This is a genomic window from Pseudoxanthomonas japonensis (assembly GCF_043632995.1).
Lineage (GTDB): Bacteria > Pseudomonadota > Gammaproteobacteria > Xanthomonadales > Xanthomonadaceae > Pseudoxanthomonas_A > Pseudoxanthomonas_A japonensis.
Map to the genome: position 1 here is coordinate 947,667 of NZ_CP171632.1, position 12,953 is coordinate 960,619.

The 12,953-nt window shown below is 69.9% G+C and carries 9 protein-coding genes and 1 riboswitch; of the genes, 4 read left to right on the forward strand and 5 right to left on the reverse strand.

The features are described 5' to 3' along the window. Positions 1–36: 36 nt before the first annotated feature. From ACGHX3_RS04200 to ACGHX3_RS04210, 3 genes are all read right to left on the reverse strand, one after another. Entirely contained in the window at positions 37–1,653 is a 1,617-nt protein-coding gene (locus ACGHX3_RS04200) for a peptide chain release factor 3 (protein ID WP_394696502.1), read from the reverse strand. Between the two features lie 73 nt (positions 1,654–1,726). Continuing rightward, complete coding sequence (locus ACGHX3_RS04205) at positions 1,727–2,653, reverse strand: peptidoglycan DD-metalloendopeptidase family protein (protein ID WP_394696503.1); 927 nt, start codon at positions 2,651–2,653, stop codon at positions 1,727–1,729. Continuing rightward, positions 2,650–3,744, reverse strand: a complete 1,095-nt coding sequence (locus ACGHX3_RS04210; RefSeq protein WP_394696504.1) for a phytase — start codon at positions 3,742–3,744, stop codon at positions 2,650–2,652. The genes ACGHX3_RS04205 and ACGHX3_RS04210 overlap by 4 nt, the downstream gene beginning before the upstream one ends. Positions 3,745–3,857: 113 nt before the next feature. After that, a riboswitch (SAM riboswitch) is annotated at positions 3,858–3,974 on the forward strand. An 89-nt stretch (positions 3,975–4,063) separates the two neighbouring features. Here ACGHX3_RS04210 and ACGHX3_RS04215 point away from each other — a divergent pair. The 4 genes from ACGHX3_RS04215 to ACGHX3_RS04230 all read left to right on the forward strand — a co-directional run bounded on the left by ACGHX3_RS04215 (position 4,064) and on the right by ACGHX3_RS04230 (position 8,816). Next, positions 4,064–5,110 (forward strand): homoserine O-succinyltransferase, encoded by a 1,047-nt coding sequence (locus ACGHX3_RS04215; RefSeq protein ID WP_394696505.1) that lies wholly within the window; start codon positions 4,064–4,066, stop codon positions 5,108–5,110. After that, complete coding sequence (locus ACGHX3_RS04220) at positions 5,107–6,330, forward strand: O-succinylhomoserine (thiol)-lyase (RefSeq protein ID WP_162339084.1); 1,224 nt, start codon at positions 5,107–5,109, stop codon at positions 6,328–6,330. Before ACGHX3_RS04215 ends, ACGHX3_RS04220 begins: the two co-directional genes overlap by 4 nt. Next, positions 6,327–7,400 carry a homoserine dehydrogenase gene (locus tag ACGHX3_RS04225; protein WP_394696506.1) on the forward strand — a complete coding sequence of 358 codons (1,074 nt, stop codon included), beginning with the start codon at positions 6,327–6,329 and terminating at the stop codon, positions 7,398–7,400. Before ACGHX3_RS04220 ends, ACGHX3_RS04225 begins: the two co-directional genes overlap by 4 nt. 78 nt (positions 7,401–7,478) lie before the next feature. Next, complete coding sequence (locus tag ACGHX3_RS04230) at positions 7,479–8,816, forward strand: DUF3471 domain-containing protein (RefSeq protein WP_394696507.1); 1,338 nt, start codon at positions 7,479–7,481, stop codon at positions 8,814–8,816. Between the two features lie 9 nt (positions 8,817–8,825). Here ACGHX3_RS04230 and ACGHX3_RS04235 read toward each other — a convergent pair whose 3' ends face one another. Next, positions 8,826–9,836, reverse strand: coding sequence for an alpha/beta fold hydrolase (locus ACGHX3_RS04235; protein ID WP_394696508.1), 1,011 nt, complete (start codon positions 9,834–9,836; stop codon positions 8,826–8,828). A 55-nt stretch (positions 9,837–9,891) separates the two neighbouring features. Further along, positions 9,892–12,930 (reverse strand): two-component regulator propeller domain-containing protein, encoded by a 3,039-nt coding sequence (locus tag ACGHX3_RS04240; protein ID WP_394696509.1) that lies wholly within the window; start codon positions 12,928–12,930, stop codon positions 9,892–9,894. Positions 12,931–12,953 lie beyond the last annotated feature (23 nt).

The following is a 12,953-nucleotide window of genomic DNA, read 5'->3' on the forward strand; positions in this document are numbered from 1 at the left end:
CATCGACTGTTCGACGACCGGTTCACGCACGCGCGCTCAGCCCAGGTCGACGCTGTGCGCATGCTCGCGGGTTGCCAGGAACTGCACGTCCGGCGCGCGTTCCTGCGCCAGTTGCAGGTTCACCCGCGTGGGTGCCAGGTAGACCAGTTCGCCGGCGGCGTCCAGCGCCAGGTTCATCGCGTTCTTGTCGCGGAACTCTTCCAGCTTCCTGGCGTTGTCGCAGCGGATCCAGCGTGCCGTGGCCACGCTGACGTTCTCGAACGAGGCGTCCACGCCGTACTCGTCCTTCAGGCGGTAGGCCACCACGTCGAACTGCAGCACGCCGACCGCGCCGAGAATCAGGTCGTTGCTCATCAGCGGGCGGAAGAACTGGGTCGCGCCTTCCTCCGACAACTGCGCCAGGCCCTTCTGCAGCTGCTTCAGCTTGAGCGGATCGCGCAGGCGGGCGCGGCGGAACAGTTCCGGCGCGAAGTTGGGGATGCCGGTGAACGACAGCGCCTCGCCCTCGGTGAAGGTGTCGCCGATGGAGATGGTGCCGTGGTTATGGATGCCGATGACGTCGCCCGGGAACGCCTCCGCCGCGATCTCGCGGTCGCTGGCCATGAAGGTCAGCGCGTTGGCCAGCTTCATCTCCTTGCCGCTGCGTACGTGGAAGGTCTTCATGCCGGCCTCGAAGCGGCCCGAGCACACGCGCATGAACGCCACGCGGTCGCGGTGCTGCGGGTCCATGTTGGCCTGGATCTTGAAGACGAAGCCGGTCAGCTTGTTTTCGTCCGGCTGCACCTCGCGGCCGGTGGTCTCCCGCGCCTGCGGCGACGGCGCATGCTCGACGAAGAAGTCCAGCAGCGGCTGCACGCCGAAGTTGTTGACGCCCGAGCCGAAGAACACCGGCGTCTGCTTGCCGTCCAGGTAGGCCTGCTTGTCGAACGGGTGGCTGGCGCCCTGCACCAGTTCCAGTTCGTCGCGCAGCGCGGACAGCATTTCGCTGCCGATCTTCTCCTCCAGCCCCGGTGCGTCGAGCGACGGGAAGATGGTGGAATCCTGGCGGGTGAAGTTGCGGCCGGGCTCGTAGAGGTGCACTTCGCCGGTCAGCAGGTGCACGACGCCCTTCAGGCGCTGGCCCATGCCGATCGGCCACGTCACCGGTGCGCACTGGATGCCCAGCACGCTTTCCACTTCATCCAGCAGTTCGATCGGGTCCTTGCCCTCGCGGTCCAGCTTGTTGATGAAGGTCATGATGGGCGTGTCGCGCAGGCGGCAGACCTCCATCAGCTTGATCGTGCGCTCTTCCACGCCCTTGGCCACGTCGATGACCATCAGTGCGCTGTCCACCGCGGTGAGCACGCGGTAGGTGTCCTCGCCGAAGTCGGCGTGGCCCGGCGTGTCGAGCAGGTTGACGATCTTGCCTTCGTACGGGAACTGCATCACCGACGAGGTGACGGAGATGCCGCGCTCCTTTTCCAGTGCCATCCAGTCGGACGTCGCATGGCGCGCGGCCTTGCGGCCCTTCACCGAGCCGGCCATCTGGATGGCGCCACCGAACAGCAGCAGCTTTTCCGTCAGCGTGGTCTTGCCTGCGTCGGGGTGGGAAATGATGGCGAAGGTGCGGCGACGCGTGGCTTCGCTGGCCACGGCGCTGGTCGGATTGGACATGGGGCGGGCGCCCGGGCGGGCGCTGAAGGAGCGGGAAGGCGGCGATTATACCGGCCGGCGGGCTGCCGCCGGCTCAGCGGCCCGACGGGAACTGCAGCTGGCCCAGCGGGCCGAACATGCGGAACGGCACCGACTCCAGCCGCATGCCGCGGTTGGCCTGCACCACGAAGTGCAGGTGCGGCGCGGTCGAGAAGCCGGTATTGCCGGACAGGCCGATGTACTGCCCCTTGGTGACGTACTGGCCCACGCGCACCTGCACGCCTTCGGCCTTCAGGTGCGCGTACAGGGCCATGCTGCCGTCGCTGTGCAGGATGCGGATGAAGTTGGCGCGGCCACCGTACTTCTCGCGGTTCAGGCCGGCCTTGTCGAAGTCCGACTCCACCTGCATCACCAGGCCCTCGCGGGCGGCGACGATCCGCGTGCCTTCGGGCACCGCGAAATCGACCGCATGCAGGTTCTGCGGGTCGCTGTGGCTGAAGCGCCCGCCCGGCCCCTGATCCACGCGCACGCGGCCGTAGTCGAACGGCAGGCGGTACTCGTAGTCCTGCGGCCGGCTGGCCGGATCGCCCGGCATGCCGTCCAGGGTCAGCTCGAAATCGCCGCCGCGCAGCGGGTCGGTCACGTCGATGTCGGCGACCAGCACGCTGCTGCGCGCCGGTACCACGACGCGGGCGGGCAGGCTGGGAGCGCTGCGGACGTCGCGCTGGCGCCGGAAGCCGAGCTGCACTTCCACCGGCCCATGCATCAGGTTGTCGGCCCATGCCTGGTAGCGCAGGCCCTGCTTCTCCAGCCGCAGCCGCACCAGCGCGCTGGGCGGGTTGCGGAAGCGCATGACGTCCACGCCGCTGCCGGCCAGCTGCTCGGGCGGAGGCGGCTGGTCGCCGTACTGCGTGTAACCCTGCTTGTCCTTCCAGCGGTACAGGCGGGCGGCGTCCGCGTCGCCGAGGCTGCCGACCAGCACGGCGATGCCGCAGGCCAGGGCCACCAGGCGTGCGTTCACCGCGGGCAGTCGCCTTGCAGGTCGAGCGCGCGGGTGATGTCGCGCAGGTCGAAGGCCGCCAGCGATTCGTCGTTATGCAGCGCGAACAGCGCGCCGGCGGGGAAGCGTCTGGTCGGGACGGCGTAGACGGTCTCGCCGTCGGTATTGGAGGTCACCTTGCCGGAGAACACGCCGGCAGGCGCCAGCGTGGCGCGATCGAACAGGCGGAACCGGGTCGGCATCAGCTGGTCCACCGCGACCCAATAGCCGCTGTCGACGCTGCACGACCACAGGGCGATGCCTTCGGCATCGGCATCGAACGTGGGCAGACTGTGGCCGTTGTAGGTGCCGGTCGCCAGCCGGTAATCGCGCAGCGTGGAGCCCACGCGACGGTCTTCCTCGGCGATCAGCAGGCGATCGTGCGCGGGATCGCCGGCGATCGACTCGACCATGCGCAAGGCGCCGGCCGCGCCGGTGTCGCCGAACTGGCCCAGCAGGCGCGCTTCCAGCTTCCCGCCTTCTTCCACCCGCACGCGGAAACGCTTCACCCGGCCATCCAGTTCTTCCATCGGCGGCAGGGTCATGGTGCGGAAGTCGGCCATGAAGCTGTCGGTGACGAACAGTTCCAGTTCGCCCGGTGCGGTCTCGTGGACCCACAGGCCGTACGGGGAACGCAGCACGTCGGCGCCGAAGGCACCCAGCGGGGCGAATTCCGGCAGCCGGAACGCCTGCACGCGGTGGTTGTCGCGCTCGGCCACGAACAGCAGGTCGCCGAACACGGCGATGCCGTTGGGACGGTTGAACTGGCCGACCGCGCTGCCGGGGGCGCCGACCGTGCGCAGCCGTTCCCCGCTGTCGGCGTCGTAGATGGCCAACTGGTGGGCGGCCTTGGCCGTGGCGATCAGCCAGACCTGACCGTCTTCCGTCGGCCAGGCGGCCAGCGAGTCCAGTTCGTCGCCGGCCACGGGCGTGGACACCCAGGTTTCGGCGATGACGGCGTCGGCCGCGGTCTTCGGCGGCGGCGCGGGGGGCGTGGAGGTGTGCAGGGGGGCGGTGGAACAGGCGGCGAGCAAGGCTGCGCACAGGCCGCCCAAGAGGAGATTCCGGGTCATGTGAGGAATTATGCGGCATCGCCGCACCGGCCGGCAGGGCGACGTCCGTCAAACTTCATCGCTTCATCCGAATAAAGCGATTGACATCCGGAAAGCGGGTGGGCACAGTACGTCCACCATCGAGACCGGCAGAGGGACAGGCCCGAAGAAGCCGGGGCAGCCAGCGACGCGCAAGCGCCGTGGTGGTGCCAAATCCTGCGGGGACCCCAGCGTCTGCCGGAAGATGGTTCGTACCGTGCCCTCGCACGGCGAACGCGAGCTCCGCGAAGCTCGGTGGTGCAGTCCCGTCCCGCCTGGGACACCGCCACCGGATGCCGCCATGAGTTACGCCAGTCCCGCCCTGAACCGCCTGCCCGAGCCCTCGTCGATCGAAGGCTTTCCGTTGTCGTCCACGCAGGACGACGGTCCGCGCGCGCTGCGCGGCGAAGTGGTGGTGGAACTGGCGATGCGCCACGCCGGTACCCGTGCGGTGACGCTGCGATACGAGCTGCAGGGTCCGGTCGGCGCGCCCGTCGTGTTCGTCGCCGGCGGCATTTCCGCGCATCGCCACCTGGCGGGCAGTGACGTGTTTCCCGAGAGCGGCTGGCTGAACGAGCTGGTCGGCGAGGATCGCGCGCTGGATCCGTCGCAGCGCCAGTTGCTCGCCTTCGACTTCATCGGCGCCGACGGCCGCCTCGACGCTCCCATCGACACCGCCGACCAGGCCGATGCCATCGCCAAGCTGCTGTCGGCGCTCGGTATTCCGCGGCTGGAGGCCTTCGTCGGCTATTCCTATGGCGCGCTGGTGGGCCTGCAGTTCGCCGTGCGCCATGCCGAGCGGCTGAAGACACTGGTTGCGGTCAGCGGCGCGCACCGCGCGCATCCCTATGCTGCCGCCTGGCGCGCGCTGCAGCGCCGTGCGGTGACGCTGGGCCAGTTGCAGTGCGCCGATGCGCAGGGCCTGTCGCTGGCGCGCCAGTTCGCCATGCTGAGCTACCGCACGCCGGAGGAGTTCGGCGAGCGTTTCGACACCGCACCCGAGATCGTCAACGGCCGCGTGCGCGTGGCCGCCGAGGATTATCTGGACGCCGCCGGCGCGCAGTACGTCGCGCGCACGCCGGTCACCGCCTACGTGCGCCTTTCCGAATCCATCGACCTGCATCGCGTCGATCCTGCCGATGTCCGCGTGCCCACGCTGGTGGTCGCGGTGGAAGGCGACCGCCTGGTGCCGCTGTCCGATTCCGTCTCGCTGGTCGAAGGCCTCGCCACGCTGGGCCAGCTGCGCGTGCTGCGCTCGCCCTACGGCCACGACGCCTTCCTGAAAGAAACCGACCGCATCGATTCCATCCTCACCTCGGCCCTGCGCGCCGCCGGAGACCTCGCATGAGCAGCTACATCCCCACCGACGCCGACGCGCCCTGTCGTCCCGCCACCGCCGCCGTCCGTGCCGGCATCGACCGCGACACCGCCTACGGCGCGGTGACGCCGCCGATCGTGCTGTCGTCGAACTTCAGCTTCGCCGGCTTCGCGCAGAAGCGCGAGTACGACTACACCCGCAGCGGCAATCCCACGCGCGACCTGCTGGCCGACGCGCTGGCCGAACTGGAAGGCGGCGCGGGCGCCGTCATCACCGCGACCGGCATGGGCGCGATCACGCTGGTGCTGAACGCGCTGCTGGAGCCGGGCGACCGCCTGGTGGTGCCGCACGATGCGTACGGCGGCAGCTGGCGCCTGTTCAACGCGCTGGCGAAGAAGGGCCACTTTGAGCTGATCACCGCCGACCTGACCGATCCGCGCTCGCTGGCCGACGCGCTGGCGCAGTCGCCGACGCTGGTGCTGATCGAAACGCCGTCCAACCCGCTGCTGCGCATCACCGACCTGCGTTTCGTCATCGACGCCGCGCACAAGGCCGGCGCGCGCACGGTGGTCGACAACACCTTCCTGTCGCCCGCACTGCAGACGCCGATCGCGTTCGGCGCGGACATCGTGCTGCACTCCACCACCAAGTACATCAATGGCCACAGCGACGTGGTCGGCGGCGCGGTGATCGCGCGCGACGAGGAAACCCACCAGCAGCTGGTGTGGTGGGCGAATGCGCTGGGCCTGACGGGTTCGCCGTTCGACAGCTTCCTGACCCTGCGCGGCCTGCGCACGCTCGACGCACGCCTGCGCGCGCACCAGGAGAACGCCACCGCCATCGCAGCGCTGCTCGACGCGCACCCGGTGGTGTCGAAGGTCTATTTCCCCGGTCTCGCGTCGCATCCCGGCCATGCCGTCGCGGCGCGCCAGCAGAAGGGCTTCGGCGCCATGCTGAGCGTCGAACTGGAAGGTGGCGAGGAAGCGGTGCGTGCGTTCGTCGAAGGCCTGCGCTATTTCACCCTGGCCGAATCGCTGGGCGGCGTGGAAAGCCTGGTCGCGCACCCGGCCACCATGACGCATGCCGCGATGACGCCCGAGGCGCGCGCCAAGGCCGGTATCTCCGACGGCCTGCTGCGCCTGTCGGTCGGCATCGAAGCGACCGACGATCTGCTGGCCGACCTCACCGCCGCGCTGGCGCGCGCCGAAGCCGTCGCCGCCGAGTCCAAACGCAAACTCGCCGACGCATGAGCACCGTCGTCCGGCTCGCGACCGCGTCGCGCACTGCGCCGAAGCTGGCGCTGCTCGGCACCGGCGTGGTGGGCAGTGCGTTCGTCGCGCGCTACCAGCGTCTGCAGGATCGCGCGCTGCCGTTGCCGGCGCTGGCGTGGCTGGCCAATTCGCGCGCGCTGCACGCCTGTGAGGGCGCTGCGCAGCAGGCGCTGGACAACGCGAGGCTGGCCACTGTCAGTAACGACGCAGTACCGCCGTGGGCCGAAGGCGAGGCGCTGCGGGCCGGCGACATCGTGGTCGATGCGACCGCGAGCGACAGCGTCGCCGACCGGCACGCGGAATGGCTCTCGCGCGGCGTGCACGTGGTGACGGCGAACAAGCTCGGTATCGGCGGTGCGCTGGCCCGCGCACAGGCGATCGGCCGCGCGCGTACAGAGTCCGGCGCCCGTTACGGCGATGCCGCCACCGTCGGCGCCGGCCTGCCGCTGTTGCGCAGCCTGCGCGCCCTCGTCGCCGGCGGCGACCGCATCCATCGCGTCGAGGGCGTGCTGTCGGGATCGCTGGCGTGGCTGTTCAACCACTACGACGGCATGCGCGCGTTTTCCGGCTTCGTCCGCCAGGCACGGCAGGGCGGCTACACCGAACCCGATCCGCGCGTGGACCTGTCCGGCGAGGACGTGCGCCGCAAGCTGCTGATCCTGGCGCGCGCCGCCGGCCTGCCGTTGCAGTCCGAGGATGTGCGCGTGGACTCGCTGGTGCCGGCGGACCTGGCCGCGCTGCCGCTGTCCGATCTGGACAGTGCGCTCGTCCATCTCGATGCGCCGCTCGCTGCGCGTTTCAAGGACGCCTACCGCAACGGCGCGCGCCTGCGATTCCTCGGTCGCTTCGATGCCGAACGCGCGAGCGTGGGCCTGCAGGCACTGCCGCTGGACCACCCGCTGTGCGGCGGTGGCGGCACCGACAACCGCGTCGCCATCTACAGCGACCGCTATCCCGAGCAGCCGCTGGTCGTGCAGGGACCCGGTGCGGGCGCCGAAGTCACCGCCGCCGCATTGCTGGACGACGTGCTGGCGATCGCCGCCGCCTGACGAGATGCCCGGCGGTGTCCTTGTCGGGACGTCCGCCGCGTTGGCTCCCTTCGGACATGCCACCGACGGAGCCGTCCGATGCGCCTTGCCCTGTGTGTGTGGACCGCGCTGTTGTCCTGCTGCGTCATCCTGTTTGCCGCTTGCGGTGAACGGGCGGTGCCCGCGGCATCGAACCCCGTGCTGCCGACGATCGTCCAGCAACCGCCGTTGCCCGGCCTGCGCGTTCGCCCGCTGACCGACCGCACGTTCGAGCGTACCGAGGCGCGGCGCGAACGCGGGCGCTACCTCGCCGACGGCATCCTGCAGTGCGCGCTCTGCCATTCCGACCGTGATTGGGGGCAGCCGGGCGCGCCGCCCGTGCAGAGCCGAACCATGGCCGGACATGTATGGAAGGACGAAGGCGCGACGCGGCTGGTCGCGCCGAACCTGACGTCCGACGTGGAGACCGGCGTCGGCGGCTGGAGCGACGACATGCTGGCGAGGGCGATCCGTGAAGGCATCAGCCATGACGGACGGCCGCTGCATCCCCAGATGTGGTATCCGTCGTTCTCGATGTTGTCGGATGAAGACCTCGCCTCGGTCGTTGTCTACCTGCGCTCGCTGCCGGCCATCCGCAATCCGCTGCCACGCACGCAGCTCTCCGAGGAGCAGGTGCAGCGCATCGTCGGCCGCCCCATGCCGATCACCGCGCCTGTGTCCGGCCCGGCCGACGACAGTCCGCTGGAGCGCGGGCGGTATCTGGCGGCCGTCGGCGATTGCGGCGGCTGCCACACACTGTGGGAAGCGAAACAGTTGCCGGGCGCGTTCGCCGGCGGCAATGCCATCTCGCGGGATGGCAGGGACATCTACAGCACCAACCTGACCCCCCATGCCACCGGCATCGACTACGACGCGACGGCGTTCGTCCCGTTGATTCGCACCGGCAAGCAGGGGCTGACGCATCCGGTGATGCCGTGGGTGGCGTTCCGCCATCTCAGCGACGAGGACCTCGAGGCGCTGCATGCGTTCCTGCAGACCCGGCACCCGGTCGCGCATGCGATCAGCAACCTGGCGCCACCCACGATGTGCGCCGTGTGCGGACAGGCGCATGGCCTGGGCAACATCAACCAGCGGGTGAAGCAGAAGGGCGTCGCCGTACCGGAGGCGACGCTGCGCGACTATGTCGGCACCTACCGTGTCGAACGCTACGACTGGACGCTACGCGTCACGCTCGAACACGGTCGCCTGCATGCGCAGTCGGCGGACGAACCGCCCGCCGAACTGGTCCCGCTGGACGACACCCTGTTCGCCATGGACGGCGGCCTGGGGCCGCTGCGCTTCCGCCGTGATGCGAACGGCAGGGTGGATGCGGTCGTGTCGGAGGACGTCGATGATGTCGTGCTGGCCCGCATCGCCACCGCCGCGCCTACTCCGTGACGCGGGCCGTCAGGGCGCGCTGACCGCCTTCAGCAGTTCGGCATTGAAGCGCGCCGGGTCCTCGACCTGTGGCGAATGGCCCAGGTCGGCGAACTCCACGAGCGTCGCGCCTGGAATCGCCGCGGCCGCGCGCCTGCCCAGCGCCGGGTAGTCGCCGAGCCGCTTCGCCACCTCCGGCGGCGCCAGATCCTTGCCGATGGCGGTGCGGTCCTTCTGGCCGATGAACAGCGTGGTCGGTACCGCGATGCGGGGGAACTCGTACACGACGGGCTGGTTGAACACCATGTCCGAGGTCAGCGCCTGGCTCCAGGCGACGGCCTCGCGTCCGTCGCCGGCGTACATGCCGCCCAGCATCCGTACCCAGCGTTCGTACGCCGGCTTCCAGTCGCCGCTGTAGTACACGGTGCGCTGGTAGTCGCGGATGCTGTCGAAGGACGTCTTCATTTCGCGCGCGTTCCAGGCGTCGATGCTCCGCCACGGCACGCCTGCGGCCTTCCAGTCCTCCAGTCCGATGGGATTGACCAGCACCAGCCGCTCGGTCGCCTGCGGATACTGCAGCGCATAGCGTGCGGCGAGCATGCCGCCCATGGAGTGGCCCACGATCACCGCGCGCGGGATGCCGAGCCTGGCGAGCAGGTCGTGCGTGTTGGCCGCCAGCTGGCCGAACGAGTACTGGTAGCGCGGCGGCTTGCTCGACTTGCAGAAGCCGACCTGGTCCGGTACGACGACGCGATAGCCGGCGCCCGCCAGCGCCGCGATCGCGGATTCCCAGGTGGCCGCGCAGAAGTTCTTGCCGTGCAGCACCACCACGGTGCGGCCGTTGGGCATCGTGGGCGCCACATCGAGGTAGGCCATTTCCAGCGGTTGCGCCTGCGAATCGAAAGCGAAGGTCTTCACCGGATAGGGATAGTCGAAGCCTTCCAGGCGGGCGCCGTAGGTGGGCAGCGGTTCGGCCCGTGCGACGGCGCTGGAAGCGAGCAGGATGGCGAGCGCGGCCGGCGCCGATCGTGGATTCTTCATGCAGCGGTCTCTGCGACGGGGCAGGCCAGCGTAGCGCGGATGCGTTGCGTGGACGTCAAGCCTGTGGCGCAGATGGTGACGACGTCGTGGCCGGATGATGCGGACCCCGCAGCGCCAGATGGCCGCTGCGCACCAGTTCGCCGGGGTCGCGTCGTACCTGGTCGGCATCGACGACGGGCAGCGGCAGTGGCGTCGCTTCGTACAACGCCCAGCCATTGCGGCCATGCGCCTTCACTTCGTAGAGCGCCCGGTCCGCGAGTGAGACCAGCTGTTCCCACCCCAGCAGGTCGGGTGCGCCGGGGAAGGGCGGATAGCCGATCAGTCCCAGCGATGCGGTCACCTGCAACTGCGCGCCGGCGACATCGACCGGCTCCGCGGCGATCGCCGTGCAGATGCGCCGACCCAGCGCATGCAACTCGTGGCGCGGCATGGGCCGGAACACCATCAGGAATTCCTCGCCGCCCCAGCGGATCACGTAGTCGCCATCGCGCGAGAGCGTGCGCAGCCGGTGCGCGACGGTCTGCAGCACGTGGTCGCCGGCCTGGTGGCCGTGGCCGTCGTTGATCGACTTGAAGTGGTCGATGTCGAGCAGCGCGAACGCGAGCACGTCCACGCCGGCGGCGAAGCCGGGCATGCGCTGGTAGTAGGCGATGTCGGCGGGCAGCTGGCGGGTCAGGTAGCGGCGGTTGTGCAGGCCGGTCAGCGGATCGGTGAGGCTGATGGCTTCCAGCTGCCGGTTGGCCTGCTGCAGATCGCGGGTGCGCTGTTCCACCAGCCGCTCCAAGGCAACGCGGCGGTTGTGGTGGCGGCGCAGCACCCACCGGTTGGACAGCAGCACCAGGACCGCCAGCGCGAACGCCAGCAGCAGGTAGAACCACGGGCTCTCGTAGAAGTACGGCGCGATGGTGAAGGCCTGCGTGGCGGCCGCACGTCCGGAGACGCCGCTGTTGTTGGTGCCGAGCACCTCGAACACGTAGCGTCCCGCGGGCAGGTTGGTATAGGTCGCGCTGCGCTGGTGCGGGTCGTCGAGCAGCTTCCACTCGTCGTCGTAGCCCTTGAGGCGGTAGCGGATGTCGATGTGGTCCGACGCCTGGAAGCTGAGCGTGGTGAACTCGAAGCGCAGGTCGCGCGCGGCGCTCGGCAGCGACCATTCCGTTGCGCGCTCGGCCGGGCGCCACTGGCCCTGCACCTGGACGCGTTCGACCACCGACTCGGGCAGGTAGTCGTTGGACAGGGACTGGTCGGTCGCCATCACCACCACGCCATCGCGGGTCGGCAGCCACAGCGCGTTGTCGGCCAGGAAGCCGCGGCTGTTGCCGGCGCCGTTGCAGCAGTCGCCCTTCTGCCCACCATGGCGGTCGCCGCGCTCGTTGAGCAGGGTCCGCGCGTTCACGCGCCGGGCACGATCATCGGCGGCGTCGAGCAGCTCGGTCACTGGGACGCGATAGATGCCGCGCAGGCCACCCGCCCACAGGAAGCCGCCGGCGTCCTCGGCGAAAAAGAAGGGCGCGTTTGCCGGGATGCCGCGCGACTTGTCCAGGCGCGTCCAGCGATGGCCGTCGAACAGCAGCATCAGTTCTTCCGACAGCGCGCCGGCCAGCCACTGGCCGCCGGCGAGCTCGTACAGGGACACGATGTGCGGCGCGTCCAGGCCGGTACCGGTCAACGGAACCTGGACCAGGTGTTCGTCGACGAATTCGTAGAGCCCGCTCTGGGTGCCCACCAGCAGGCGTCCGTCGCGCGTTTCCATCAGCACGCGCACGCGGATGTCACGCAGGCCCTCCCGTTCGCCGTAGTGGCGCGCGCGCTCGTCGCCTTCCCGCCAGCGGTAGAGGCCATTGCTGGTGGCGAACCACAGCCGTCCCTGGCGATCGCGGATGATGCCGTTCACCTGCGCGGCATCGAGCGCCGCCAGCGCCCGCGGCCGCTGCACGCGACCGTCGCGGTACACGGCGGCGCCATCGCGCGTGCCGATCCAGGTCTGCCCGTTCTCGGGCAGCAGGCTGTAAGCGGCGGGGTGCGGCAGGTCGCGTCCCGGGATCAGGGAGCGGAACCGGCCGCCTTCCAGCACGCTGACACCGTCGTCGCTGCCCACCCACACGCGTCCGTCCGGCGCCTGCGCGACAGACCACAGCAGCGGTTGCTGCAATCCCTCGGCGCGGCTGTAGCGCCGGGTCCAGCCGTTCCACGCCCGGCTGACGCCTTCGTTGTTGCTGCCCAGCCACAGGTTCGACTCGCGGTCTTCGTAGAAGGCACGGATTTCCGCGAGCGGTCCGTCCGCGGCGATCCGTTCCAGCAGCCGACCGTTCTGCAGCCGGTACACGGTGTCGCGGGTGCTCACCCACAGGATGCCGTCGCGGTCCTCGTGCAGCGTCTGCACCCCACCGCTGACGGCAACGACATTACGGTCGCGCTGCCAGTGCTGGCCATCAAGGACGAACAGGCCGGCATCGCAGCCGGCCCACAGGCGGCCGTCGTGGCGCGCCAGCGAGGTGACCGTCGCCAGCGATGCGCCGGCGGGCAGCTTGAGGACGCGCTCGCCGGTGCCGTCGAAGGCGTGCACGCGGCCACGGCCGCCGGCCCAGAGCGTGCCGTCGTCGTCGGCGTGCAGGGACAGCGCGCCGTCGCCGATCGGATACAGCGTCTTCAGGCGGTCGGCCACGACCACCATGACGCCCCGATGGGTGGCCACCAGCAGGCGTCCGCGGACGTCGCGCGTCAGCGCCCGCACGTCGACGACGCCAGCCGCCTCGTCCGCGGCGAGCGGGATGGCCTTGATGCGGTTGCCGTCGCGGACCGCCAGTCCCTGCGGCGTGCCGATCCACAGGCGGCCTTCGCGGTCGGTGTGCAGGGCCTGGATCCAGGTGCTGGGGAGTTCTGGCGTGTTGTCGAGGTCGAAGTTGGTGAAGCGCACGCCATCGAAGCGGCTCAGGCCGGCCTGCGTACCGAACCAGAGGTAGCCGGGCCGGTCCTGGGCGATGGCGAGCACGCTCAGCTGGGGCAAGCCCTGTTCCAGGCTCCAGTGGTTGCGCACGTAGTGGTGGAAGGACTTGGAGGGGTCCAGCGCGTGCGCCGTCGGGCAAAGCACGGCCATCCCGCCCAGCAGGGGCAGGCACC

Bases quoted from the DNA above. Each gene is read 5' to 3' on its own strand.
- ACGHX3_RS04200 (WP_394696502.1), bottom strand. From the start codon at position 1,653: ATGTCCAATCCGACCAGCGCCGTGGCCAGCGAAGCCACGCGTCGCCGC.
- ACGHX3_RS04220 (WP_162339084.1), top strand. From the start codon at position 5,107: ATGAGCAGCTACATCCCCACCGACGCCGACGCGCCCTGTCGTCCCGCC.
- ACGHX3_RS04225 (WP_394696506.1), top strand. From the start codon at position 6,327: ATGAGCACCGTCGTCCGGCTCGCGACCGCGTCGCGCACTGCGCCGAAG.
- ACGHX3_RS04210 (WP_394696504.1), bottom strand. From the start codon at position 3,744: ATGACCCGGAATCTCCTCTTGGGCGGCCTGTGCGCAGCCTTGCTCGCC.
- ACGHX3_RS04230 (WP_394696507.1), top strand. From the start codon at position 7,479: ATGCGCCTTGCCCTGTGTGTGTGGACCGCGCTGTTGTCCTGCTGCGTC.
- ACGHX3_RS04235 (WP_394696508.1), bottom strand. From the start codon at position 9,836: ATGAAGAATCCACGATCGGCGCCGGCCGCGCTCGCCATCCTGCTCGCT.
- ACGHX3_RS04215 (WP_394696505.1), top strand. From the start codon at position 4,064: ATGAGTTACGCCAGTCCCGCCCTGAACCGCCTGCCCGAGCCCTCGTCG.
- ACGHX3_RS04240 (WP_394696509.1), bottom strand. From the start codon at position 12,930: ATGGCCGTGCTTTGCCCGACGGCGCACGCGCTGGACCCCTCCAAGTCC.